General features: G+C 33.7%; 26 protein-coding genes. 12 read left to right on the top strand and 14 right to left on the bottom strand.

Annotated elements, in window-relative coordinates:
• The 7 genes from WMO19_RS03945 to sdaAB all read right to left on the bottom strand — a co-directional run bounded on the left by WMO19_RS03945 (position 1) and on the right by sdaAB (position 6,366).
• Positions 1-897 (bottom strand): arginine deiminase-related protein, encoded by an 897-nt coding sequence (locus WMO19_RS03945; protein ID WP_349170279.1) that lies wholly within the window; start codon positions 895-897, stop codon positions 1-3.
• A 75-nt stretch (positions 898-972) separates the two neighbouring features.
• Positions 973-1,800: a bifunctional 5,10-methylenetetrahydrofolate dehydrogenase/5,10-methenyltetrahydrofolate cyclohydrolase gene (locus WMO19_RS03940; RefSeq protein WP_349170278.1), complete on the bottom strand. Its 828-nt coding sequence runs from the start codon at positions 1,798-1,800 to the stop codon at positions 973-975.
• Complete coding sequence (locus WMO19_RS03935) at positions 1,793-2,689, bottom strand: diacylglycerol/lipid kinase family protein (protein WP_349170277.1); 897 nt, start codon at positions 2,687-2,689, stop codon at positions 1,793-1,795. The genes WMO19_RS03940 and WMO19_RS03935 overlap by 8 nt, the downstream gene beginning before the upstream one ends.
• A gap of 17 nt (positions 2,690-2,706) precedes the next feature.
• Positions 2,707-3,441 (bottom strand): elongation factor P 5-aminopentanone reductase, encoded by a 735-nt coding sequence (gene ymfI / locus WMO19_RS03930; RefSeq protein WP_349170276.1) that lies wholly within the window; start codon positions 3,439-3,441, stop codon positions 2,707-2,709.
• 131 nt (positions 3,442-3,572) lie between these two features.
• Complete coding sequence (locus tag WMO19_RS03925; protein WP_349170275.1) at positions 3,573-4,814, bottom strand: dicarboxylate/amino acid:cation symporter; 1,242 nt, start codon at positions 4,812-4,814, stop codon at positions 3,573-3,575.
• 1 nt (position 4,815) lies between these two features.
• Positions 4,816-5,697, bottom strand: coding sequence for an L-serine ammonia-lyase, iron-sulfur-dependent, subunit alpha (gene sdaAA / locus WMO19_RS03920; protein ID WP_332086835.1), 882 nt, complete (start codon positions 5,695-5,697; stop codon positions 4,816-4,818).
• On the bottom strand, positions 5,698-6,366 hold the full coding sequence (gene sdaAB, locus WMO19_RS03915; protein WP_349170274.1) for an L-serine ammonia-lyase, iron-sulfur-dependent subunit beta: 669 nt from the start codon (positions 6,364-6,366) through the stop codon (positions 5,698-5,700). It lies immediately after the preceding gene.
• A gap of 268 nt (positions 6,367-6,634) precedes the next feature.
• Between sdaAB and WMO19_RS03910 the strand changes: the two genes are divergently transcribed.
• Positions 6,635-8,212 (top strand): AbgT family transporter, encoded by a 1,578-nt coding sequence (locus WMO19_RS03910; RefSeq protein ID WP_349170273.1) that lies wholly within the window; start codon positions 6,635-6,637, stop codon positions 8,210-8,212.
• 104 nt (positions 8,213-8,316) lie between these two features.
• On the opposite strand, the gene WMO19_RS03905 is transcribed toward WMO19_RS03910, so the two are convergent.
• On the bottom strand, positions 8,317-9,000 hold the full coding sequence (locus WMO19_RS03905) for a radical SAM protein (RefSeq protein ID WP_349170306.1): 684 nt from the start codon (positions 8,998-9,000) through the stop codon (positions 8,317-8,319).
• Between the two features lie 232 nt (positions 9,001-9,232).
• Here WMO19_RS03905 and WMO19_RS03900 point away from each other — a divergent pair, with 232 nt between their 5' ends.
• The 8 genes from WMO19_RS03900 (at position 9,233) to WMO19_RS03865 (ending at position 17,022) form a co-directional block, all read left to right on the top strand.
• The gene (locus WMO19_RS03900; RefSeq protein WP_349170272.1) at positions 9,233-10,075 is read left to right on the top strand and encodes a DegV family protein; all 843 of its coding nucleotides are present in this window, start codon (positions 9,233-9,235) and stop codon (positions 10,073-10,075) included.
• 101 nt (positions 10,076-10,176) lie between these two features.
• Positions 10,177-10,353 (top strand): hypothetical protein, encoded by a 177-nt coding sequence (locus WMO19_RS03895; RefSeq protein WP_019125594.1) that lies wholly within the window; start codon positions 10,177-10,179, stop codon positions 10,351-10,353.
• A 131-nt stretch (positions 10,354-10,484) separates the two neighbouring features.
• Positions 10,485-11,426: a DUF2232 domain-containing protein gene (locus tag WMO19_RS03890; protein WP_349170271.1), complete on the top strand. Its 942-nt coding sequence runs from the start codon at positions 10,485-10,487 to the stop codon at positions 11,424-11,426.
• An 11-nt stretch (positions 11,427-11,437) separates the two neighbouring features.
• The gene (locus WMO19_RS03885) at positions 11,438-13,435 is read left to right on the top strand and encodes a DHH family phosphoesterase (RefSeq protein ID WP_349170270.1); all 1,998 of its coding nucleotides are present in this window, start codon (positions 11,438-11,440) and stop codon (positions 13,433-13,435) included.
• A gap of 1 nt (position 13,436) precedes the next feature.
• A complete protein-coding gene (rplI, locus tag WMO19_RS03880) occupies positions 13,437-13,886 on the top strand; it encodes a 50S ribosomal protein L9 (protein ID WP_019125597.1) in 450 nt (149 codons plus the stop codon).
• A gap of 5 nt (positions 13,887-13,891) precedes the next feature.
• Positions 13,892-15,253: a replicative DNA helicase gene (dnaB, locus tag WMO19_RS03875; RefSeq protein WP_316718921.1), complete on the top strand. Its 1,362-nt coding sequence runs from the start codon at positions 13,892-13,894 to the stop codon at positions 15,251-15,253.
• Positions 15,254-15,341: 88 nt separating this feature from the next.
• Positions 15,342-16,217, top strand: a complete 876-nt coding sequence (locus WMO19_RS03870; protein ID WP_349170269.1) for an undecaprenyl-diphosphate phosphatase — start codon at positions 15,342-15,344, stop codon at positions 16,215-16,217.
• 7 nt (positions 16,218-16,224) lie between these two features.
• Complete coding sequence (locus tag WMO19_RS03865) at positions 16,225-17,022, top strand: carbon-nitrogen hydrolase family protein (RefSeq protein ID WP_349170268.1); 798 nt, start codon at positions 16,225-16,227, stop codon at positions 17,020-17,022.
• Between the two features lie 72 nt (positions 17,023-17,094).
• Here the strand turns inward: WMO19_RS03865 and WMO19_RS03860 are convergent, their stop codons facing one another.
• Genes WMO19_RS03860 through WMO19_RS03845 form a run of 4 tightly spaced genes read right to left on the bottom strand, consistent with a single transcriptional unit; the run spans position 17,095 to position 20,712 of the window.
• Positions 17,095-18,378, bottom strand: a complete 1,284-nt coding sequence (locus WMO19_RS03860; protein WP_349170267.1) for a TRAP transporter large permease — start codon at positions 18,376-18,378, stop codon at positions 17,095-17,097.
• Positions 18,375-18,848, bottom strand: coding sequence for a TRAP transporter small permease (locus tag WMO19_RS03855; RefSeq protein ID WP_349170266.1), 474 nt, complete (start codon positions 18,846-18,848; stop codon positions 18,375-18,377). The genes WMO19_RS03860 and WMO19_RS03855 overlap by 4 nt, the downstream gene beginning before the upstream one ends.
• A gap of 14 nt (positions 18,849-18,862) precedes the next feature.
• Positions 18,863-19,858: a TRAP transporter substrate-binding protein gene (locus WMO19_RS03850; protein ID WP_349170265.1), complete on the bottom strand. Its 996-nt coding sequence runs from the start codon at positions 19,856-19,858 to the stop codon at positions 18,863-18,865.
• Between the two features lie 2 nt (positions 19,859-19,860).
• A complete protein-coding gene (locus WMO19_RS03845; RefSeq protein WP_070610828.1) occupies positions 19,861-20,712 on the bottom strand; it encodes a DUF6282 family protein in 852 nt (283 codons plus the stop codon).
• A 218-nt stretch (positions 20,713-20,930) separates the two neighbouring features.
• Between WMO19_RS03845 and WMO19_RS03840 the strand changes: the two genes are divergently transcribed.
• Positions 20,931-21,860: a LysR family transcriptional regulator gene (locus tag WMO19_RS03840; protein ID WP_070610830.1), complete on the top strand. Its 930-nt coding sequence runs from the start codon at positions 20,931-20,933 to the stop codon at positions 21,858-21,860.
• Positions 21,861-21,909: 49 nt separating this feature from the next.
• On the opposite strand, the gene WMO19_RS03835 is transcribed toward WMO19_RS03840, so the two are convergent.
• Both WMO19_RS03835 and WMO19_RS03830 read right to left on the bottom strand, forming a co-directional pair.
• A complete protein-coding gene (locus WMO19_RS03835; protein WP_349170264.1) occupies positions 21,910-22,551 on the bottom strand; it encodes an SdpI family protein in 642 nt (213 codons plus the stop codon).
• Positions 22,541-22,816, bottom strand: a complete 276-nt coding sequence (locus WMO19_RS03830) for an autorepressor SdpR family transcription factor (RefSeq protein WP_349170263.1) — start codon at positions 22,814-22,816, stop codon at positions 22,541-22,543. The genes WMO19_RS03835 and WMO19_RS03830 overlap by 11 nt, the downstream gene beginning before the upstream one ends.
• 447 nt (positions 22,817-23,263) lie before the next feature.
• Between WMO19_RS03830 and WMO19_RS03825 the strand changes: the two genes are divergently transcribed.
• Entirely contained in the window at positions 23,264-24,013 is a 750-nt protein-coding gene (locus tag WMO19_RS03825) for an IclR family transcriptional regulator (protein ID WP_349170262.1), read from the top strand.
• A gap of 344 nt (positions 24,014-24,357) precedes the next feature.
• Positions 24,358-25,590: a Fic family protein gene (locus tag WMO19_RS03820; protein WP_349170261.1), complete on the top strand. Its 1,233-nt coding sequence runs from the start codon at positions 24,358-24,360 to the stop codon at positions 25,588-25,590.
• The last annotated feature ends 93 nt before the right edge of the window (positions 25,591-25,683 follow it).

Raw genomic sequence — 25,683 nt, 5'->3', positions numbered from 1 at the left:
TTACCTTATGTCAAAAAAATTTTCTGCAATCATGCATCTTATGGACCCGCCGCCATATTTTGATATTGTGTCAACGCAAATTGGAAGGATCTCATCGTACTTTTCAATAATTTTTTTGTGGTCATCACTTAAGGCATCATAGGCAGCTTTTGAAATCACGAGAATATTTTTATCTTCTCCCCTTAACTCAATAGAATTTGCCGCAAAATTATTAAATTCATCTTCTGAAAGAGAAATTATTTCCTTGCCGCTTTCCCTTAAGGAGCTCAAAACTTCCTCCCTATTTTCTGTAATCAAACTATCTGCAAGAATGGCAAACTTTTCTGCCACCATCATAAGTACATTTGTGTGGTAAATGTCCTTACCCTTGTCCCTTGCCCTAAAAGCCACTGGCTTAAGACCAAAGACCTTGGCAAATTTTAAAAATTCATCTTCGTCGCAGCGCTTTGATAGGCAGCCGTAGCAAATGTCCTTCCACCTATCTATGACTAGAGCCCCTGTCCCTTCCAAAACTTTTCCCTCATCATTTCTAAAATCAACTATGTCAGCCTTGTCGTAATCAATAATTTTTTTTAGCTGAGGGAGAATTTTTTCGTACTCCTTATTTCTGTTTTCTGTGTACATTTCTGAAACAAAAACTTTTCCTGGGAAGGTCACAAAGACATTGTTGGGAAAAATTGAATCTGGTGTAGACTCATCAAAATCTTCTATTACATCAACATGAATTTTATTTTCTTGAAGAAGTCTTACTGCCTGGTCAAATTCCTCTAAGGCTCTCTCTTTTATTTCATCCTCCGCACTTTCTCTGGGACGCTCTTGGTAGACATTGTCAATGGCTGTCTCTTTATTGTACTTAAAGGCATAGGGCCTCACTAAAATCACTTTATTCGTTATCATTTCTCTCTCCTTTTTTTCATTATAACAAATATAAAAATAAAAGGCTCTCCAGAAAATTTGGAGAGCAAAAAAATTTTAATAATAATTTATTACATTTTCAAGTAAAAGTAGGTTGGTAATGCTTCCTATGCCACCGGGAACTGGTGAGTAGGCACTTATTTTTCCATCTACAGATTTTTCGTCAAGGTCGCCTCTGTATTTCCCTTCCTTATTTTTTGAAGTGCCAATATCAATTACAAGAGCATCTTCATTAAAATAAGTCTCATCTAAAGTTTCAGCACGACCCATGGCTGTAAAAACAATTTCTGCCGACCTTGTGTGTTTTTTAAGGTCCACTGTACCCACATGGCAAATTGTAACTGTGGCAAGATCCTTTAAAAGAAACATGGCAAGGGGCTTACCCACAACATTGGAGTGGTTGATTATAACTGCCTCCTTGCCCTTTAAGTCATAGCCATAAAACTTTAAAAGCTCATAGGCTGCCTTTGGAGCAAGGGGAGTGAAACCACTGACATCTCCACTGAAAACTCTCGCCATGTTTAGGGGATGCATGCAGTCCACATCTTTTTTTGGATCTAGGACAAGAGAAATTTTTTCCTCGTCAAAATTTTCTGGAAGAGGTCTAAAGACAAGTATGCCCCCAATTTTTTCGTTATTGTTTAACTTTTTTATTGCATCAATGACTTCATCTTGGCTGGCATCTTTTGCAAATTCATTGACATCAACCTCAATGCCAAGTTTTTCTGCCGTCTTTTTTATTCCCTTTTCATAGGCAAGGCTTCCGTAGTCCTTGCCCACTCTAATTATGGAAATGATTGGCTTAGATTTTAAGTTTTTTACCCTTTCTATTAAGTCACCACTTTTTTTCTCAACATAATCCTTAGCATATAAAATCTTAGTCATCTTTCACCTCACTTGGAAGGTAAACTTCCACTTCTTCTTTTAAAATTTTTATCTTAACTGGCAAGCTTGGTCCCTTGTCTCCATCAATGTCAAGTGCAACTTCTTCTCCATCCATTGAGTTTATTTCCATTTCTTTAACTGTATAGTGAACTATGCTTTCTCCCTCTTCAACTTCGCCGCTAAGGGAGTCCTTTAAAACTTCAAGCCTGTCCCTTACTGAATCACTTGTCATGATAAATAGGTTTGCCTTGCCACTATTCATCTCTTCATTTTCTTGGGTAAATTCTAATTTTCCAATTTTATTTGTAAGTCCAACTATTAAATGGTCTACTGGTCCAGAATAATTTCCACCATCAGATTTCACATCAAGTTTATATTCTTCAGATGAAGCTAATTTTTCTATGGACTTCTTTATATAGGCAAGACCACCAAATTTTGACTTTTCTTCTGAGGAGACTTCGTGGATTGCCTCTGGCACAGCGCCTATTGAGGCAAAGAGGCTGAAAATCTTATCATTTACCTTGCCAAGGTCAATCTTTTTTGTCCTTTTAAAGTCAAAGGATCTTAGGGCAGCTTCCTTGTCATCATCTATTCCCAGCTTTTTTGCCAATAAATTTCCCGTACCACCTGGCAAAATTAAAAGTTTGGCCCTTGAAGAAGTTTTATGCATGCCCAATAAAACTTCATTTACACTTCCGTCACCACCATAGACTCCTATGGCGTCTACATCCCTTATCTCTTCAACAAATTTTGTGCCGTCGCCAGCTTCTTTTGTCTCCCTTAAAATTACTTCTTCAAAATATTTTTTGAGATAATCTTCAACTTCTCCCACAAATTCTTTGCCGCTTTCGTCTCCAGAATTTGGATTGTAGATAAATAAAATTTTCATTTAAACACCTCTCTCTATCAATATACTATCATGCCGCCGTTAGGCGAAATAATTTGTCCTGTCATGTAGGAATTTTTCTCTGAAATCATAAAGGCAACTAGCTCTGCAATCTCTTCGGTGGTTGCAAGTCTACCCATGGGAATTTCTTCAGAGAGAATGCACAAATTTTCTTCCCCTATTTCCTTGGTCATTGGTGTATCAACTGCACCTGGTGCAATAGCGTTAACCGTTATGCCAGAGTAGCCAAGTTCCTGTGCCAGTGCCTTGGTAAGTGCATTTATGGCGCCCTTACTTGCCGAGTAATGACTTTCCATGGATCCACCAACTATGCCCCAGATGGAAGACATATTTAAAATTTTCCCTGAATGCTTCTCTAACATATAGGGAAGGGCTGCGTGAATGGAATTGTAAACGCCCTTTACATTTACATCAAAAATGTGGTCCCAAGTTTTTTCGTCAATGTCTTGGAAAAGTGCGTAGCTAGAAATCCCTGCATTGTTTATAAGTATGTCAACGCCCTTAAATCTTCTTGAAACTTCATTAAACATTTCTTCCACTTCAGAAAATTTTGTCACATCAGCCTTTATGGCAAGGGCATCTTTACCCATGGATCTTATTTCTTTTTCTAATTCTTTTGCTTCTTTTTCTGATTTATTGTAATTTATTATAATTCTATAGTCTTCTCTTGCCAGCCTCTTGGCAATGTCTCTGCCAATACCTCTTGAGGCACCTGTTATAAGTACAGTCTTCATGTCACACCAACCTTTAGTCTCATTATAGCAAATTTATTTTAATTCTTTAATTAGATAGGCACAAAATATTTTATAAAGCAAAAAAACTATGCCAAAGACATAGTTTTTTCTAGGTAAATATGCATTTTTGATTAAATATCTAATCTTGCTTCTTCGTCGAAGTTTTCTTCTGGAATAGGTCTCTTTACAATGTACTTGTAATAGATTTTTTCAACTGCCATTGAAATAGCGTTATCGCCAGTTACGTTAGCTGCTGTACCAAAAGAGTCTTGAGTTAGATATAGTGAAATTAAAATTGTAGCAAGTGTTCCTGATGAATCAACCCCAACTACTGGTAAGAATGGAAGTGCACTCATTACTGCTCCACCAGGTGCTCCTGGTGCTGCTACCATGGCAACTCCTAGGATTGCAATAAATTTAAGAATTAGTGGGAAAGAGTGAGGCATATCAAACATTGTAAGTAGTGTAAATACACAAGCTGTTAAAGTAATCATTGATCCAGCTAAGTGAACTGTTGCACATAGTGGGATACAGAATTCTCTAATTTGTCTTGTTACACCCATTTTTCTGTTACAAGCAACGTTAACAGGAATAGTTGCTGCTGAAGATTGAGTTCCTATAGCTGTTAAGTAAGCTGGAACTGCTGCTTTTATACATTTTGCAGGGTTTCTTCCAGTGTATGCGCCTGACACAACAAATAAAAGAACCAAATATAATGTGTGTAAAATAATAATGCAAAGGAATATTTTCCAGAATATTCCAAGAATTGCAAATACTGAACCTGAATATGATAGGTTACAGAAGTTACCAAAGATGAAGAATGGAAGTAGAGGTATTACGAATTTAGCTAATACTAAATTTATGATTTCATTGAATTCGTTAATTCCCTTATAGAAAATTTCTCCGCTTCCCTTAGCTCTTAGTGCTGAAACTGTAAGTCCTAGCATAAATGCAAGTACAAGTGCTGCAGTTACATCGATGAAAGCTCCCAGTGGAATTTCAAAGAAAGGTGCAATTTCATTTGCAGTTGCTTTTTGAACTTGTTCTGCAAGTTCTGGTTTAATAAAGCTTGGGAATATGTTTCTTGCCATAGTGTAGGATAGAGATCCTGCAACTAATGTAGATAAATAAGCAAGTCCAACTGTTACTCCTAAAAGTTTACCAGCACCTTCAGATAGGTCTGCAATACCCTTAGATACAAAGGCAATAATCATTAATGGAATAATGAAGTTTAAGAACTTTCCAAATAATCCTGAGATTGTGATTGCAATTTTAGTTACTACTGCTGGACAATATTGACCAACAAGAATACCTAGTGCAATAGCTATAATAAGTCTAGGAATTAGACCTATTTTTTTCTTTTTTTCTGTCATTTTAATCCTCCTTAATATTCAAAAACTCGGCTCTAATACATTGTCCGGTTTTTGTACCTGCTAGCCCGCCAAGACCAGTCTCCCTAATTGATTCATGTAGTAGATGCCCAACTTCACCCATTGCTTGACAAACTTCGTCAAAAGGTACAATAGATTTAATACCTGCAAGGGCCATGTCAGCTGATATGAAAGAATTCATAACACCTGAGGCATTTCTAAAAGTACATGGATACTCTACAAGTCCCGCTATTGGATCGCAGGCCAGCCCCATTACATTAATAAGTGTAATGCTGGCTGCATTTAGTGCTTCTTCTACGCTTCCACCAAGCATCTCTACTAGTGCGGCAGCTGCCATAGCACTGGCAGAACCACATTCAGCTTGGCATCCACCTTCAGCACCGGCGAATGTTGCATATTTACCAATAATTTGCCCTATTCCTATTGATGTCAAAAGTCCATTTATTAATGTCTCATCATCTAAACCATATTTGTCTCTTGCTGCCATTAGGGCTGCAGGCATAATACCGGAACTTCCAGCAGTTGGCGCTGCTGCAATAGTTCCCATATTGGCATTGGTTTCAGATGTGGAAAAGGCCATAGCCATTGTCCTAACTAGAAATTTGCTAGTTAAAGGATCTTTTTCTTTTTGATAGTCGTTCATCTTCTTTGCAAAGCCGTCTATCATTTTATATTCAGTGTCATAAGTTTTATCTAGTGTTTCATGTGATGAAGCTTTCATAACTTCTAAGATTTCTTGAAGCTTTTTCTTCATCTCTTCTTCAGTCATTTTAAGGACCTTTGTCTCTTCCTTTAAGACTAAATCATAAAAGTGAAGATTCTCACTTTCACATACTTCTATAATTTCTTTAGCAGTATTTAACATTTAAACCTCCACATATTTTGAAGTTAAATATCTAGGATTATTTAACAAAAGATTTTTTAAGTTTTCATTGGCATTTTCGTCTAGCTCAACAGTTAAGGTTACAATTTCAGTAAGCATATCCTTAGATGTGTTAATAGATTCGATGTTGTAATTTTCATTAGCTAAAGCTGTTGAAACTTCAGCGATAACACCCTTTTGTTCATTATATTGGAATAAAAATGTAGGGAATTTGCCATCAAATTCAACCTTTATTCCATTTATGTCAACGATTACCATATTGCCCCCGCCAATTGAGGAGCCAATTACATATTCGCTACTTCCGTCTTTATAATTAAATTTTATTTTAACTGTATTTGGGTGATACTCTTCTCCTAAATTCATTGGGATGAAAGAGTAGTTAATGCCTCTCTCATCAGCAATCTCGTAAGCCCTTCTAATAGAATTATCATAGGTCTTAAAGCCCATTATTCCGCCTAAAAGTGCCCTATCAGTGCCATGTCCCTTATATGTATATGCAAAAGAACCGTGCAAATAAAATTCCACGCTTTCATAATTTCCAGGACAAATTTTTGCAGCAACTCTTGCAATCTTGCAAGCGCCTGCAGTGTGTGATGACGATGGACCAACCATTATGGGTCCAAGGATTTCAAAGGAACTATATTCTTTCATTATTTAACCCTCTCCTTGCTATTCTATTTTAGCATAAAGTGATAAAATTGTGAATTAATTTTAACATTCCTAAGCCCTCTAAACAACAAATTTTTAGTCAATAGTTGATTATAAATAGATTGTACATTGTATGAAAATAAATCATTTAATTTAATCTATTACAGCAGTGATAAAAATAGTAATATTGTCAAATAATTGTTGAAAGTATAACAGATTTACTATAATATTAAATTTGAGGATATTATTTTCATTAATGAGGAGGAATTAAATGAAAGAAAACAAAAAACAGGTTAAAAACCAGAACGATGTTGGCGGCTTTCTGAAAGGCGTAGAAAGAATTGGTAATAAATTACCTCACCCTGCCATGATTTTTGCAATACTAAGTGTAATCGTAATCATAATTTCACATTTTGCAGCAAAATCAGGCTTAAGTGTTACATATTTCGATGCAAAGGCTGGAGAAGAAGTAACTAAAGAAGCTGTATCTCTTCTCAATTGGGAAGGGCTTGCTTACATCTTTAACTCTGCAACAGAAAACTTTACAGGCTTTGCTCCACTAGGAACAGTTCTTGTAGCTATGCTTGGTGTTGGTGTTGCTGAAAACAGTGGCCTTTTTAATGCAACTTTAAAAAGACTTCTTTCTAACGTAAACCCTACACTTTTATCAGCTACAGTTGTATTTGCTGGCGTTATGTCAAATATTGCATCTGATGCTGGCTACTTAGTAGTAGTTCCACTAGGAGCACTTATCTTTGCAAATGCAGGTCGTCATCCACTTGCAGGTATAGCAGCAGCCTTTGCAGGCGTAAGTGGTGGTTTCTCTGCCAACTTACTACTTGGTACAACTGACCCACTACTTACAAATATTACAAATGAAGCCTTAAAGGCTGGTGGTATAGACATGACTCTTGCCGCTACTTGTAACTGGTACTTCCTATTTGTATCAACTTTCTTAATCACAATAATTGGTACTCTTGTAACTAATAGAATTGTTGAAAAGAACTTAGGAGAATACCATGGATCTTACAAGGCTGACGAAAGTCCACTAACTGATTTGGAAAAGAAGGGCCTTAGAAATGCTCTTATAGCTTTCATAGCTTTTGTAGTGATTATGGCGTTTTTGATGTTCCCAGCTAATGCACCTTTTAGAGCTTTTGAAGAATCTAAAAATGCAATGACACTTAAATACTTCTTAGGTCATGGACTTATACCTGGAATGTTACTACTTTTCATGATTCCTGGTATTGCCTATGGTAAAACTGTTGGAACTATAAAAAATTCCCACGACCTTGTGGATGCAATGACAAAAGCCATGAAGGGCATGGGCGGATACCTTGTTCTTGCTTTCTTTGCAGCACAGTTTGTAAAATATTTCAACCAAACAAACTTGGGACTAATTCTTGCAAAAAACGGAGCAGACTTCTTAGAGTCAATTAAACTAAAGGGACTTCCACTATTAATTATGTTCATCTTGCTTTCAGCTTTCCTAAACCTATTTATGGGTTCAGCTTCTGCAAAATGGGCAATTATGGCTCCAATATTTGTGCCAATGATGTATAATCTTGGACTTTCACCTGCACTTACACAAGTTGCCTATAGAATTGGTGACTCTTCAACAAATATCATTACACCACTTATGTCTTACTTTGCGATGATCGTTGTCTTCATGCAAAAATACGACGAGGACTCTGGACTTGGAACACTTACATCAATGATGCTTCCATATTCAATGTTCTTCTTGTTGGGTTGGACACTTTTAATGATAGTATGGTACCTAATAGGACTTCCTGTTGGACCAGAAGCACCACTTCACGTACAAGATATGCTTTCAATGCTATTTATCTAAAATAAAATATTCTCAAAAAATAATCCCGGTGGAAATTTTCCATCGGGAATTTTTTTGATCTTAAAAATAAATTTTAAAGATTTCTATTTTTTTCTTAGAGATTTTCAGCCCACACCAAAATCTGTGATTTCAAGTAAAATATCTACATGAGGGTCATCTTCTAAGTATCTATATTTTTCCACGAACCACGCTACAAGTTCATCGTCTCTTTTTATATCTGTGGAGTTGTTCATAAAAATATTTACTGTTCCGTGGGAGAAATTTTTTATAATTTCCATGTCGCGGTCAATCATTTCTCTCGTCTGTCCCTTTATGCCCACCATGACACAGGGGGAGTCAAAATATTTTTTCACTTCTCTATAGTCTTTAAAGTCTGCACCCTTTTTTAGGACTTTTTCCCTAAAGTCATTGTCAAAAGTTTCTATTCCCGTCTTAAAAGTTATAGGAATACCAAAAAAGTCTCTTATCTCATCAAGTCTATTTCTATAAATCCAGTGAGCTTCAAAAAATAATCTCTTTATATTTTTTTCTTCAACAACTTTTTTTATTGCCTCAAGACTTTTGTCTGTCAAATCAAAAACTGAGGCTGAGTCAATGACTTCTAGAACTCCAAATTCTCCTGTGACATTTTTTAAAACTTCAAAATTTATCTCGTCAATTTTTTTATTGTCCACTTCGTTGTCTTCTATATAATCACAAAAAGTACACTTGCCCCACTTGCAGGGTCTAGCCTTTAAAAGGACAATTTCTCTTTTTGTCTTCTTTGTAATTTTTGAATATCTATTGATAAAATCATCTCCCAAAAAATTCAATCTTATCTTAACATTTTACCACAAAAACTTTATAGATGCCCTGCTGTCTATGTTGACACTTGCCCTACTATTCTTTATACTAAAGCTTGAACAATGGAGTAAATATTTATAAAAATTAATGAAATTTTAATAATTTATAAAATACTTTTTAAGAATCTTAAAGTATAATAGTAAAAATAGATAAAATAAAATAATTGTGAGGAAATATATGGCAGTAAAAATAATTGTGGGATCAACTTGTGACATAGAAGAAAATATTAAGAAGGACTTAATTGTAGTGCCCCTTCACGTAACTTTTGGCGAAGAAGACTTTTTGGATTCAGTTGATATTACAAAGGACGAATTTTATGAAAGGCTTGAGAAAAAGGAAGAGTTTCCAAAGACAAGCCAACCTACACCTGTGGCTTTCATGGATGTCTACAAAAAGGTCATAGATGCTGGCGACGAGGCTGTGGTAATTGTCTTGTCATCAAAGTTATCTGGAACTTATCAAAGTGCAAAGCTTGCAAGCCAGGGTCTTGAAGATAAAATTTTTATTGTAGATTCCTTAAATGTTTCAAATGCAGAGGGAGCTCTCGTTGACTATGCCATGAGGCTTGTAAGAGAAGGAAAGTCTGCAAGAGAAATTGCCGAACTTTTAGAGGAAGCAAAGAAAAGGCTTAGACTTGTAGTTTTAGTTGACACCTTAGAATACCTTGAAAGAGGCGGAAGAATCTCAAAGGCATCTGCCCTTATAGGTGGACTTTTTTCTGTCAAGGTTCTTCTTTCCATGGAAGATGGTGCAATTGAATCTGTTGGCAAGGCAAAGGGAATAAAAAATGCCAACAACTTATTTATTAGCGAAATAAAAAAACATGGATCTATTGACTTTTCCATGCCCCTTAAACTTGGCTACACAGGTAGAGACAGTGAAAAGATTGAAAAATATTTGAGAGAGACAAAAGATCTTTGGGAAGATAAAATTTCTTCTCCAGAATTTATTCAAATAGGAAGTGTTGTTGGCACTCACACAGGTCCAGGTGCCCTCTTCTTAGCATATTTTAGAAAGTAGTTTTAATTCCCTTAGGTGAATTTTCTATATAATTTTTTTCTTTTTTAAGTTATTTATTAAGAGTAGTTTTTATAATTATTTTTTGAGAAAGGAAGGAATTTATGGAGGAAAAGAAAATAGTTGTATCGGGCATTACTTTTCGCTACGAGGATTTGGAAATTAATGATGAAGTCATGGAAAATATAGAGGACTTTTTACTGGACTTAGAGAACAGCCCCGATGGAATTTACGACAGCTTCTTTATGTATAAGGATGGCGACAACTTAATTATTTACTAATTTTTAAAGCTAGGGATGACCCTGGCTTTTTTTATAAAATTTGCCAAGACTTTATCGCAAACTTTATTTTTTTTTTTTATAATTTTTACCTAAATTTAGATTTCTTTATCAAATTATAAATCTGTGGTAAAATGAAGTGGACAGGAGTTGATTTATTGGAAAAAGAAACTGATTTTAAGGGACTCTTTAGACTCTTTACTAGGTCTATAATTATTTCCATGATTGGAATGATTTTTCCCTTTCTTTATATTTTATTTCCTTCTATGTATGTAGTTGAATCTGTAAAAGAAGGAATTATAAAGGTGATGGCGACTTTAATTGCAGTTGTCCTCCTAATCGGTGCCATCTTAGGACCTATGGAGGCAATAATAATTTTTACAATTTTTGGACCCTTCATCTTAATTTTTCACTATATGATTACCACAAATAGACCTGTTGCACCGACAATTATGGCAACATCTCTTATATTTTTTACATCTATAATGGTTTTATTTTTTGCCTTTGGCATAAATAGTGAAGTCCTAAATTCAAGGGAAACTATTAATTCCATTACAGGCTTTTATACAAATATTGCTAAGGAAGCTGGACTATCACAAGGGGACCTATCAAATTTTGCTGCAAGTGCAGAAATTTATTACAAGAGATTTTTACAAATCCTTCCCTCTGTTTTGATAATCATATCTGTGGTCACTTCCTATGTAACTTACACTACAGCTGGAAGAAGTCTCCTTTCAAAAGGAAAGTTTATCATGCAACCTTCTTCTCTTGAATTTTTAAAACTCCCAAGAGAAATTATTATGCTATCCATTGCTACTCTTGCAATTTTTTCTTTGACTGGCGATTATTTTGGTCCCAGCGGTCAAATCTTCATCTTGAATTTAATGAATTTAGTTTTTTTCATGCTCTTTGCGGCAGGTATAAGCGTTCTTAAATTTTATATGACGAGATTTGGCTTTAAGAGTTTTTTACAATATCTATTAATTGGTCTTTGCCTAGCCATCTCGACACTGCAAATTTTTGTCATGATACTTGGCGCCCTTGACCAAATTGTTAACTTTAGAAAAATTAATTAAGTGGGAATATTATGAAAGATAATTATAAAATTAGCGATTTTCTCCCATATCTTATTTTCGGAATCGCAGTCGTTATTATTTTAATAATACTAGAGCCAATTCTTGGCCTTATTTCAATTATTGCTTTTGCATATGTTTTTTATTTAAGCTATTCCGAAATCAAAAATAAGAATGAAGAGACAATCAAACATATTGAAAATTTAAACGAAAATTTTGACTCTTTAACTAAGGAAGCTATTTTTGACATGCCCTTTCCCCTTGTAGTAACTGACGAAAAGGCAAAAATCCTCTGGTACAACACCCCCTTCATAAATTTATTTAACGAAAAGAGTGTCCTAGACAGGGACCTTGAAAATTTAGTTAAGGACATTGACATCTCAAATATAATAGGTAGAAATGGTGCCAACACCCTTCCTATTGAAATAAACAAGAGATCCTTTAGCGTCTACACCAATGTTGTGGAAAATAAGTCTGAAAATAAGGAAGGCAAGTCTGTCCTCCTTTACTTTGTAGACAACACTGCCTACAAAAATTTAAAGGACAAGTACACCTCCCAGTATCCAATTATTGCAAAGATCGAAGTGGACAATTTCTCTGAGGCTGTAAGTTCTGCCCCATCAGAAATTAGACCCCTACTCATTGCAGAGATTGACTCAACTATTTCTCAGTACTTTGAAGAATACGACGCCCTAGTTAGAAAAATGGACGAAGATTTGTACCTTGTTGTAATGACCTATAAGTCCCTAACTATTTTAAAGGACAAGAGATTTGACATCTTAGACGACCTTAGAGATTTAAACAAGGGCAACTCCATTCCAATAACCTTATCCATTGGAGTTTCTTCCTTTGGACTTAATTTTAAAGATGCCTACCTTGAAGCTGACTCATCCCTTGATTTGGCACTAGGTCGTGGTGGTGACCAAGCCGTTGTAAAGGTTGACGACAACTATGCCTTTTTTGGCGGCAAGTCAAAGGCTGTTGAAAAGAGAAATAAGGTTAAGGCTAGAGTTATAGGTGAAGCCCTAAAACAATTAATCGACAGATCTGAAAATGTCTACATCATGGGTCACCAAAATCCAGACATGGATGCCATTGGTGCTGCCATAGGTTGTCTTCGTGCAACCCTAAATAGGAATAAGGAAGGCTTTATAGTCCTTGAAAAGTCCAATCCGTCTATTGACAATTTAATTGACAGGATGAAGGAAGAGGAGCCTGAGCTTTATGCAAAGGTCATTTCTAGGGAAACTGCCATGAATACAATAAAGCACTCTTCTCTAATAATTTTAGTTGACAATCACAAGCCATCCTTTACAGAGTATCCAGACCTCTTAAAGGCAACTGGTCAAATAGTTGTAATCGACCACCACAGAAGGGGCAAGGAATTTGTTGAAAATCCAGTTTTAACTTATGTAGAACCCTATGCTTCTTCCACTTGCGAGCTCATAACTGAAATGCTAACTTATATGTCTGACGACTTAAATTTAACTCACTTTGAAGCCGATGCTCTCATGAGTGGAATAGTTGTTGACACAAAGAACTTCTCCTTCCAAACTGGGGTGAGAACCTTTGAAGCTGCTTCTGTTTTAAAGAGGGCTGGGGCAAATATGTTAAAGGTAAAGGCACTTTTCCAAGACGATTTTGACACTATGCTTTACAGGGCAGATGTAATTCACAACACAAAAATTATCCACGACAATATTGCTGTATCGAGATTTGAAAAGGCGGCAAAAAATTCCGTCCTTGTGGCTGCACAAGCTGCCGATGCCCTACTTGATATAAATGGCATTGATGCATCCTTTGTCCTAACTATTAATGATGGAAAAACCCACATATCTGGCAGGTCTCGTGGAGAAGTTGTATCAGTTCAACTTATACTTGAAAAAATTGGCGGCGGCGGTCACTTAAATATGGCTGGAGCCCAAGTTGACACAGAAGATTTAGACGAAGCTGAAAAGATTTTAATAGAAGCTATAGATGAATATTTAGAAGAAAACAAAAGCGAGGAATAACATGAAAGTAATTTTATTAAAGGACGACAAAAACTTAGGACCAAAGGGAAGCATAGTTAACGCAAAGACTGGCTACGCTCGTAACTTTTTAATCCCAAGGGGAGTTGCCATTGAAGCTACTCCTGAAAACATGGAAACTTGGAAGAAAAATAAAATTGAAGAAGAAAAGTTAGAAAAGGAAAACCGCGCCAAGGCAAATGAAGTTAAGAAAAAAATCGAAGAAATAACTCTTACTATTAAAGCAAAGGCCGGCGAAGGCGGAAGACTTTTTGGTGCAATAACTTCACAAGACATTGCTAAAAACTTAAAGAGTGAATATAAAATTGAAGTTGACAAGAAAAAAATTGACCTAGCTGAAAATATTAAAGAAGCTGGCATGAAGAACATCGACATAAAATTGTATCCAGATGTTACTGCAACTTTAAAGGTAAATGTTAGACCGGAATCTTGATTGATATGGATGTAAAGGACCAATTAGATTTAAATTCTGTTGAAAATATAAAAATGCCTCCTCACAGCTTAGAGGCTGAAGAATCTGCTCTTGGCTCTATGATGTTATCCAAGGAAGCCATAACTGCCTCTATCGAAATTTTAAAGACAGAGGACTTTTATCAAGATGCTCACAGAAAAATTTACGATGCAATTTTAAATATTTACAACAGAAATGAACCTGCAGATGTAATAACCATTGCTGAGGAACTGAAAAAAACTGACTCACTAGAAGAAGTTGGCGGCATAACTTATCTTGCCGACCTCTCTTCCAATGTAACTGCCGTATCAAATATTAAGTCTTACTGCAAAATTATTAAGGAAAAGGGAATCTTAAGAGAATTAATAAATGCCTCTGACAAAATTATTTCCGCCGCCTATTCATCAGATGCAAAGGCAGAACTTATAATCGAGCTCGCAGAAAAATCTGTATTTGATATTACTCAGGACTCAACAAAAAATGGACTTGTAAATATAAAAAATATTGCCCTTGAATCCTTCTCTGACTTGGAAAAGAAGGCGCAAAATCCAAATGCCTTAACTGGTCTTACAACCGGCTTTGTAGATCTTGACAGAAAAATTTCAGGGCTTCAGAAGTCTGACTTAATTTTACTTGCAGCAAGACCTTCCATGGGTAAAACTGCTCTCATGGTAAATATTGCCACTAACGCAGCCCTAAGAGGGGGCGCATCAGTTGCAGTCTTCTCCCTTGAAATGAGCAAGAACCAACTTTTCCAAAGAATTATTTCATCAAATGCCCATGTGGATTTGCAAAAAGTTATTTCCGGCAACTTAAATGAGGAAGAGTGGACAAAAATAATTAACACCATGCCCATTGTCTCCAATTTAAAAATTGAAATTGACGACACTGCCGGCATATCGCCCCTTGAACTAAAAGCCAAGTGCAGAAGGATGAAGGTGGAAAAGGGACTTGACTTAATCGTAATAGACTACTTACAGCTTATGCAGATGAACTCCCGAGTTGAGTCAAGGCAACAAGAAATTTCTGCCATTTCAAGAAATTTAAAGGCAATAGCCAAGGAACTTGAAGTGCCAGTTATTGCCCTATCACAACTTTCTCGTGCCCCAGAACTAAGAACTGACCACAAGCCAATCTTATCTGACCTTCGTGAGTCTGGCGCCATAGAACAAGACGCCGACATAGTTATGTTTTTATACAGAGATGAATATTACACCAAGGAAGAATCAGAAAAGCCAAACATTGGCGAAGTAATTATTGCCAAGCACAGAAATGGCCCTACGGGAACAGTTGAGCTAATGTTTAAGAAAGAATTTACAAAGTTTTTAAATTTACAAAGAAGTGAATAAAGTTTTAAGGCTCTTGTCTTTATGGCGAGAGCCTTTTATTTTTTTTGCCACAAATGTTATAATAGCTTTGACAAATTTGGAGGTAAATATGATTTTAGATTTAATAAAAGTAATTTTTCTTGGAATAATTGAAGGACTTACAGAGTTCCTTCCAATTTCTTCAACAGGACATTTAATTATAGCTAACACTTTTCTAAAGCTTGAGCCACAAGCTTTTTCCAACGCCTTTAATGTAATTATTCAGCTTGGTGCAATACTAGCTGTTGTTTATTTATATTTTTACGATGTAAATCCAATTGCAAAAGGCAAAATTGTGCCAGTAATTGGCGAAGAAAATTATGAAAGTTTAACTTTTAAAGAAAAATTTAAGTACCGAGATATGAAAACTATGAGACTAATTGCAAAGATAATTGTAGGATTTCTTCCCGCAGCTTTTTTTGGATTTTTGCTAGATGACTTTATCGACGCTCACTTCTTTAATACTACTACAGTTTCTATTACACTGATTTTCTATGGACTAGTAATTATTTTCATGGAAAAAAATAATAAAAATAAAGTTTTTAAATATGAAAATTTAGACGATATCACATTAAAAACAGCATTTTTAATTGGATTTTTCCAATGCCTTGCCATGGTGCCAGGCACATCTCGTTCTGCTGCCACAATTATTGGCGCCATGCTACTTGGCTGTTCAAGAACAAGCTCTGCAAAATTTTCTTTCTATCTTGCAGTCCCAACTATGCTTGGTGCAACTGCCCTTAAAATTTTTAAAATCGGCTTTTCCTTTACAGCTTGGCAATGGTTTTTGATTATTCTTGGCGGCGCCATTTCTTACATCGTTGCCCTTATAGTAATCAAAAAATTCCTTGGCTATGTTCGTGAGCACGACTTTATCCCCTTTGGCTATTACAGAATAGTCCTCGGTATTCTTGTTTTATGTCTTGGATTTTTCAATATAATTTGAGGTGAATATGAAAGATTTTAATGTAGGAATAATTCAGCTGCCAGCAACTGGCGATAAGGAAAAAAACTTAAATACTATGGAAGAATATGTGACTGGGGCAAAAAAGGGCGGGGCTCATGTAATTTGTCTTCCAGAAATGTGGAACTGTCCCTACCAAAATTCTTATTTCACAAAATTTGCTGAAGAAGATTTTGGGGAAACTTATAAAAAAATGAGCCAGCTAGCAAAAGAAAATGGGGTCTACCTAATTGGTGGCTCAATACCAATTAAAGCTGGTGAAAAAATTTTCAACCGCTCCTATGTTTTTGATAGAGATGGAAAAGAAATTTACAGATATTCAAAGATCAATCTCTTTGATATTGAAGGCTACAAGGAATCTGACACAATTTCTGGCGGCAAGTCTCTAGGAGTTTTTGAAACAGAATATGGAATTTTTGGTCTTGCCATTTGTTTTGACCTTAGATTTCCAGAACTTTTCCAAAGTTTTCGTGATTTTGGAGCAGAAGTCATCTTCGTCCCATCAACCTTTATGAAAAAGACTGGCGAAGTTCACTTCCACCTTTTAAATAGGGCTCGTGCAGTGGACACTCAGTGCTATGTAGTTTCACCTGCCATAGCAAGAGATGAGGACCTTTCCAAAAACGCCTACGCCCACTCCTTGTGCGTTGCTCCAGGTGGAGAAATTGAAATAGACCTTGGCGAAGAAGAAAATCTCGCCGTAATAAAATTGGAAGATGAAAAAGTAAAGAGGGAGAGGGAAAAACTTCCCCTAGAAGTTTCAAGAAAAAATAGAAAAATGTATTAAAAATTTTTTTACGGATAAAAAACCTCCAAGTTGTATAACTTAGAGGCTTTTTCATTAGTCAACTTTTAAATTTTAAAGTCCCAATATATTTGGTAAAAATGAAATTATATTTGGAACAAAAGCAAACAATAGTACTGATACCAGTTCAATTATTAAGAAAGGTATTACACCCTTAACTATATCGTTGAATTTTAATCCTGTTATTGATTGCGCTGTAAATAAATTGTAACCGAAAGGTGGGGTAACATATCCTATTACCAAATTAATTACAAATATCATTCCCAAGTGAAGTGGATCTATTCCAAGTTCTATACCAAAAGGAACTAGTACAGGCGCTAATATAATTATTGCTGCTACTGTATCCATCAAAGCTCCTACAAAGAATAATAATATCATTAACACAATTAAGTAAGAATATTTAGTAGTTATAAATGAACCTAAGGCATTGGTTACCATATCTCCAAAATTATTAACTGACATGATCCAAGATAGTAAATTTGCGGCTCCCATTATTATTCCAACCATTGCAGCTGTTTCCATAGCTTTAAGTAATGCATCAGGTAAATCTTTTACTTGTATTTCGTGATATATAAAAAATCCAAGTAATAATGCATAAACAACTCCCACTGCCGCGGCTTCTGTTGGAGTAAATACACCTGAGTATATTCCTCCTAATATTATAATAGGTAACAATAACGCACCTAATGCTGACCATGTACTCTTTAACAATCTTTTTAAGCTAAAATTTTCTCTATTTTTTAATATTTCTGGTTTATTTTTTATAAGAATAAAATTAACTAATATTAGTAATAGCATCATTACTATTCCTGGAAGAATACCAGCAATAAACATTTTTGGTATAGATAGTCCCATAGTAACTCCATAGATGATCATGGGTATGCTAGGAGGAATTATAGGTCCCAAAGCTCCACCTGCCGCAACCATACCTGCTGCTGTTTTTTTATCATAGCCAGTCTTTGTTAATGATGGTATCATTATCGATCCAATGGCTGCTACAGTTGCTGGACCAGAACCAGTTAGGGCTGCGAAAATAGCACAAGATACAATTGTTACTACTCCTAAGCCTCCAGGTACCCATCCCATTAATGAATCTGCCCAATCTATCATTCTCTTAGAAATTCCTCCCCTATCCATTAATTCTCCCACTAATACAAAAAGAGGAATGGCTAATAATGGGAAAGAATCTAGCCCTGTTGTCATCCTTTGACTGACTAACAAAAGTGGTTTTATTCCTGTCGCTATTAAAAACATACTTCCTGATCCTAAAATTGACAAATACACTGGAAGTCCAATAAAAATCAAAGCAAACATTACAATAAACATAATACCTATCATTTGATCACCTCATTATTTTTTGAAGAACACATATCATACACGCAATAAAAAATTAACAATGCTCCAAATATAGGTGCTGCACCATAAACAAAACTCATGCTAATTCTAAGTGCAGGACTTAATTGAGTTCTAACTGCCCATGCAACTCTAGTTCCATAAAATAAAAGTATCAAACCTATTAATATGGAAAGTATATTAACAATTTTTCTTAATATAGCTTGATTTTTAGCACTTAAGTTATCCGTTATTACGCTTACTGTAGCGTTACTTCTATTCTTAGTACATAAAATTGCTCCAAGCATATTAGCCCAAATAAAAGTATATCTAGCTAATTCTTCTGTCCAAGATAAAGAAGAGTTTAGAACAAATCTAGTAAAAACCTGAAGAACGCAGGATGCCACTAAAACACTAAAAACAATTACTATTGTAAACTTTAAAATTTTTGTTACAATATTGTATGCTTTTTCCATAAATTTCTCCTTCCTTAGAAATTAAGTTCTTTCCTTAATTCATCTAAATATTCCTTACCTATTCCTTCAGCTCTCTTGTCATAAAAATCTCTAAATGCTTTTTGGAAAGCTTCTTTATCGACATCTCGAACAATTGTCATACCTTTTTCTTCCATCTCATCAAGCATACTAGGCTCTAAACTTGCATTATTTTTTCTTGTGGCTTCACCAGCTTCGATTGCAGCTTCTTTTAGAATCTTTTGTTCTTCAGAATCTAATTTATCATAAATATTTTTTGAAACACAAAGAATTAAAGGTGAATAAAAATGTCCTGTCATGTTTAAATACTTCGCAATGTCTGCAAATCCATTTGTATAAATTACACTAACCGGTATATCTAAACCATCTATAGTTCCCTGCTGCAAACCAGTTATTGTTTCTGACCATGCCATAGGCACTGCATTTGTACCAAGCTCCTGATATGTCGCTATATAAGTGTCGGTCTCCATACATCTTATCTTCAATCCATGGAAGTCTTCAGGCTTTTTTACTTCATTTTTTAAAGTTACTAAATGTCTAAATCCCCCTTCTCCATAAGCAAGACCTTCTATGCCATAATCTTCATATCCTTTTAATATTTCATCTCCAAGTTTTCCACTTAAAACTTTAGCTGCTTCTTTTCCATCTTTAAAAATAAAAGGTAAATCAAAAAGTCCCGCTTGAGGTATGTAACCGCTGATATATGCATTGGTCATTATAGCCATATCAGTTGTTCCTATTTGCATTCCTGTAAACATTTCTCCTTCTTGACCCAATTGTCCAGATCCCTTTATATCTATTACTATATTTCCATTTGTTTTTTCTTTTACAATGTCAGAAAAAGTTTTTGCAAAAATATAGTAGGGATCGTTTTCAACCGGTGCAGTTGTAAATCCAATTTGAAAAACTTTTTTTCCATCATCTTTTTTTGAACACCCTACTAACATTAGAAAACATATTAGCACTAAAGATATCTTTATTATTCTTTTCATTTTTATACTCCTTCCACGATAATTTTAGGCGTTATTTTTAATATCTTTTCAATATTCCTACCATCAACTCCTTTTTCAATAAGAAACTCTATACAATCTACCAAAGATTCAAATGGTGGCTTTTTTGTGTAGTACCCTCTATCTGTAGTAATAAATGTATTATTAAAATCCAATTGATTCATTACATTTAAAAATTCATCTGCACTACAATCTCCATCATCCAAATTTGCCCAAACCTTTTCTATAAAAACCCCTTTTTTACCCAAATCAATTTGAATATCTATAGGTATTTTTGTTCTATTCCAGTCTGGATGAGTTAAAACAACTTTTACATTTTTTTTAATGGCATAATCACATACCTTTAAACTTTCTTCAAAGCTAATGTGCCCTGTAGCTAAAGTTGCATCATATTTTTTAACAACCTCTACAACTTCTTTGAAACTTTTAATAAGCTTACCCTTATCATCAACAACAGATATTCCTTCTCTGTTAAAAAAATCACCTTTCATGTTTCCATATCTCAGTGAATTCTTTGCATCTCTAGTTGGTAGCCATACAATTTTAGCACCCATTTTAAGTGCACTTTCGCATGCGTATGGATTAATTCCACCAACTGTACTATTCAAAACAACTCCACCATAAGCTTTTGTAAAAAAATTGAAATGTGTATTTATTAACTCAGATCTTCCACTTGTTGGTTCATAATGATTTTTAATCAAAACTCCAGCCATTTTATAAGTACTAGCTTTCTTAATTAAATCAATATCATCAATTGTTCTTTTTACATGAGAAGGAGCTGAATGAACATGTAAATCATATGAACCTTCGACAAATTCTTTTATTGAGTTTTTCATAAAAATTCAAACCCCCTTATCTAATATTAACTTTAGCAATCCTTTTCATAAAAATAAAACAAGTATATTTTTAAAATTAACAATATTTAACTTGTTTTATTATGCTTTATATTGATATAATGCTACTATGTAATTAGATTTTTTATTGTTTAATATTTAATTCAAGAAAATAATTGTTATTTTCTATTTTGCTTAATATTTTTATTGTGAGGTGCTTTATGACTCAAAACCAAAAAATTTTTTTATTAGTTGCAGAAACTTTAAGTATAAGTAAAGCTGCGAAAAGAGCTTTTGTAACTCAACAATGTGTCAGTGATCACATTAAAAGAATGGAAGAAGAATATGGTACAAAATTGTTTCACAGGAACCCTTATATGCATTTGACACCTGCTGGGGAAGTTGTTTTTAATTCATTAAATAATATAGAAATGATTGAAAAAAATCTTATGAAAAGTATTTCAGATTTTTCTAACGAAAGAAAAGGTTCTTTTTCTGTTGGTATGAGCACTACAAGATCTAAATTGTTAATACCATTATTACTAAAAAGATATCATGAACTTTTTCCAAATGTTGAGATTTCATTCTTTAGTGGCGATACTAAAATCCTTGAAAAAAATTTATTGCATAACAAACTAGATATTTTTCTAGGAATAAATACTAGTTTAAATTTAGGTCTTCATATTGAACATGTTTGCGAAGATTATTTATATCTAGTAATAAATAAAAAAATGTTTATAAATAATTTCTCACAATATGATTTAAAAAATTTTAGAAAAGGTGTTGATTTAAAATATTTTCAGAATATCCCTATGACTTTTTATAATGAAACCGGTGCATTAAATACACTGCTACAGCAGCACTTAATAACCCATGGAATAGAATTGAATAATGTTGTGTGTCATACTAGCGAGTGCGATGTACAAATAGATCTATGCCTAAACAATGTTACATCTGCAATTGTTCCAAGAATGTTAGCAAATAATTTTTTACAAAATGATGAAATATACTTTTTCCCTATTAAAGATTTTAATTATCCTCTCCGAGTTGATATTGTTTCAAATCCTTATTTGGAAAAACCTTTATACTTAAAAGCTTTTATTTCATTATTAAAAGAAGAGTTACTAGAATTTTCAAATAATACTTTATAAAAAAGAATCGCTACAAAAGCATAATTTTACTTTTGTAACGATTCTTTTTTTAGATTCCTTTAGTGTAAAGATAGTAGGAGTAAATCATTGGAAGAACTACAACTATTGCAATAGGTATAGTTATTATTAATTCGCTTTTGACAAATGGCATAGCAAAAAAACATATTCCCATAAATATAAAGCAAAGACCGCCAAACCTGTGAGTCCTCCTCCAATTTTCATCGCTATTTAAGGTCCAAGGAAGTTTTATTCCCATGGTGTAATTTCTCTTTATCTTTGGCATATAATTTCCAATGGCTATAAATAGGATTCCCATTAAAATAGAAATTATAACTGATGTATTTATATCTTTTCCAAGGCCAGCTAAGATTGTTATGACATAAATTACTATCATCATTATTGGCATGGACATCTTGCTTAAAGTCATTAAAAAATTGTTTTGCCTCTCGTTTTTTGGGTCGTTATCAAGCATAAAGCAGAGAAATAAATTCATAAGGACTAAAAATCCCTGAATCGTTACCATGGCGTGAAATTTTGAGCCGTAGTCATCAGCTTGACCTTGAAAGTTCCAGTGAGTTGGAAGTTCTGCTGGCATTTTGCTATAAAATAGGGCATTAAAAATTATTAAAATCGCAAGTGATGCAATTATTGAAACTATGCTGTTTTTCCTAAATCTAAATTTATTTTTCATTGTCTTCTCCTCTAAATTTTACAATCCAAGTCAGTATATCTTCGAATACTGAAGTGTTTAGTTCGTAATAAATAAAATTTTTTTCTTTTTCTTCGTAAATCAAATCCTGCTCTTTTAAAATTTTTAGATGATGAGAAATTGTAGCCTTGGATAAGTCAAAGTTGTCTGCAATCTCTCCTGCATTCATCCTGCCATTTTTCTTTAGCATATTTAAAATTTCAAGCCTGACTGGATCAGATAGGGCCTTAAAAGTATCAGAAAACATGTTTCACCTTCTATGTCTATTTCGATAATTATCTAAACTCTTAATCTTATTATATAAAATTTTTTACAAAATTCAAGACTATTTTGATTTTTTTCGAAGTAGTTTTCTTTTTATTGAGGGGTAAAATTTCCCGGATTAAAAATTAATTACAAACTCATAATTTTTTCTTGGCTCATATTTTTTTCTTGATCATAAAATTTTTACCAATTCATAATTTTTTTACCGTTTCATAATTTTTTACCAATTCATAATTTTTTCTTATTCAAAAAATTTTTTCCATTAATAATTATTTAACGAATCCTAATTATTTCGCCCTTAAAAATTTTTAGCAATTAAAAAATTTTTCAATTAAGAATTTTTTTAAATCACAATAATTTCTTCCCAAGATTATTTCTTTTAGTGAAATACTTTCCATTATATGATATAATTTTATAGGAAGGTGAAAAAATGATCCAAAGTTTAGTAAAGGCAGCTAATGTTTTAGACATATTAAAAAATGAAAACCGAGAACTTACAATTGCAGAAATTTCTGAATTTTTAAATATACCGCCAAGCACAGCTCATAGAATTTTGTCCACCCTAATAGAGGTGGGCTATGTATCAAAGGACGAGAGGACCCACCTCTATGCTCTTGGACCTGCCCTTATCCCTCTTGGCATAAAGGCATCCTCAAAGCTAGATCCACAAGCTGTGGGAAAATCTGTCCTAGAAAATTTATCTGAAATCACCATGGAAGATTCCTTTTTTATAATAAAATCTGGTGACAAGGGGCTAATGCTTTCAAAGTCTGAAGGCAAGCATACCCTAAAAATCGTAGAAAATTTTGGAATAGAAATAGATTTACACAAGGGGGCAATTAGAAAGACAATCTTGGCCTTTCAGCCCAAGGAATATATCGATTATTACTTAGAAAAGGATCTTTCTGACTACTTAGACGCGCCAGTGGATAAGGCAGCCTTAAAAAAAGATTTAATAGACATTAGGAACAAAAAAATTTCTGTTTCCGACTCGGAATACATTGAAGATGCCATTGGCATTGGAGCTCCAGTCTTTAATTATAAGGAGAACCTCGTGGGAGCAATTGGCGTAGTAATTCCTAAGGAAAGAGTTACAGAAGCTACAAAAAAAGAATATATTGAAGCAGTGAAAAACTGCGGTATAGAATTTTCAAAAAATCTCGGATATTCTGAAGCTTAATATTTTTATTATTATGAGTTGTGTCAAGGGCACAACTTTTTTTCTTTGCCTAAATTCTTTTGCTGGCTTAAAATTTTGTGAATCATTATATTTTTGTGAATTTAAAATTTTTGTGGTTTTTTAATTTTTTCATGAAAGGTTTGGAAGATAAAATTAAAATTATCTTGTTTTTTGATTTTTCTCTTTGAAAATTCCATAATAAAATCAAAATTTTGCCTTTTTTTGATTTTATTTGTTAGAAGACACAAAATAAAATCAAAATTTGCTGTTTTTTTGATTTTATTTTGTTATAATTGATTGAAATAAAGAAAATTTGATATTTTTTTGATTTTATTGGAGGATTTATGGATTATTTATACACTTTATACTACAAGAATAAAAATGAATATGAAAAAATTTATAAATCGAGAATAGATTTTAGTGAGACTTTAAAAACTAATCTATCTATAAAACCTTATAGGGAAAATTTGTCCTTTCAGCTTTATTATGTCTTCAATAGAGAAACTTCAAATCTAATAGACATGGTAAATCAAAACAATAATATTTTGGAAAAATTAAATGATGAACTTCCAATAATTGCTAAAAGTGCAAATTTATTGGAAATTATTTCTAGTGAATTAAAAAGCTCTAATGATCTTGAAGGCGTAAAATCTGAGAAAAAAGAAATAATCGAAACTACAAGAAATATTTTAAATTCAAAGGACCCTAAAAAATTAAGACTCACTAGCATGATTAAATCCTATCTCTTACTTTTAAAGGAAGATTCTTTGAAAGTTCCATCAGATTTAAAGGATATTCGAAAAATTTATGACGAGATAACTAAGGGAGAAATTGAAAAAAAAGACCAACCTGATGGGAAATTTTTTAGGCTGGATCCAGTATATGTTCAAAAGAAAAATTCTGTAAATGGTGAAATAATACATCAAGGGATCTCAGGTGAAAATAAAATAGAAAAGTCTATGTCAAATCTTCTAAATTTTCTTTTAAATACCGATTTAGATTTACTCATAAGAGTTGCTATCGCTCACTATTATTTTGGATACATTCATCCCTTTTACGATGGCAATGGACGTGTAAATAGATTTATTTCAAGCATCTTTCTTAGGAGCAAGTATTCTTATTTAACTTCCATGTCTCTTGCTCGTGGATGCTGGATTAACAAGACTTCCTATTACAAAAGCTTTGATATAACTAATTCAAAAATAAATAAGGGCGAAGTAAATTACTTTGTAGACGAATTTTTGAAAATTTTAATAGCTGGTCAAGAAGATATTATCTTTAATTTGACTAATAAAATAGAAAATTTAAATCTTGCTAGAAAATGCATTGAAGCTAAAAGTTCAACTTTGAACACCAAACTAAAAAAATCTATCCTATTTTTACTATGTCAAAATTATTATTTTGACAATAATAGTGGTCTCACAAGAGATGAAATCTTTGAATACACTGATGATTTTAAAAACAAAAACAAAAAAATTAGAGAATTAAAGGAGCTTGAAAAAGATGGCTTTATAAAGGCTATAAAAGAAAGACCTTTAATTTATACTTTGGATAAAAATTTTATAGAAAATTTATAAAATAAAGACTTGCTGTTGTGGTGACCCCATAAAGTTGGACCTAATACCAGGACTGGTAGTTTATTAGTACTGGTATTATTTTATTACTTTCCA

The sequence above is a fragment of the Peptoniphilus hominis (ex Hitch et al. 2025) genome (genome assembly GCF_040096015.1).
Taxonomy (GTDB): Bacteria; Bacillota; Clostridia; order Tissierellales; family Peptoniphilaceae; genus Peptoniphilus_A; species Peptoniphilus_A hominis.
This window is presented reverse-complemented; position numbering and strand designations above follow the sequence as displayed.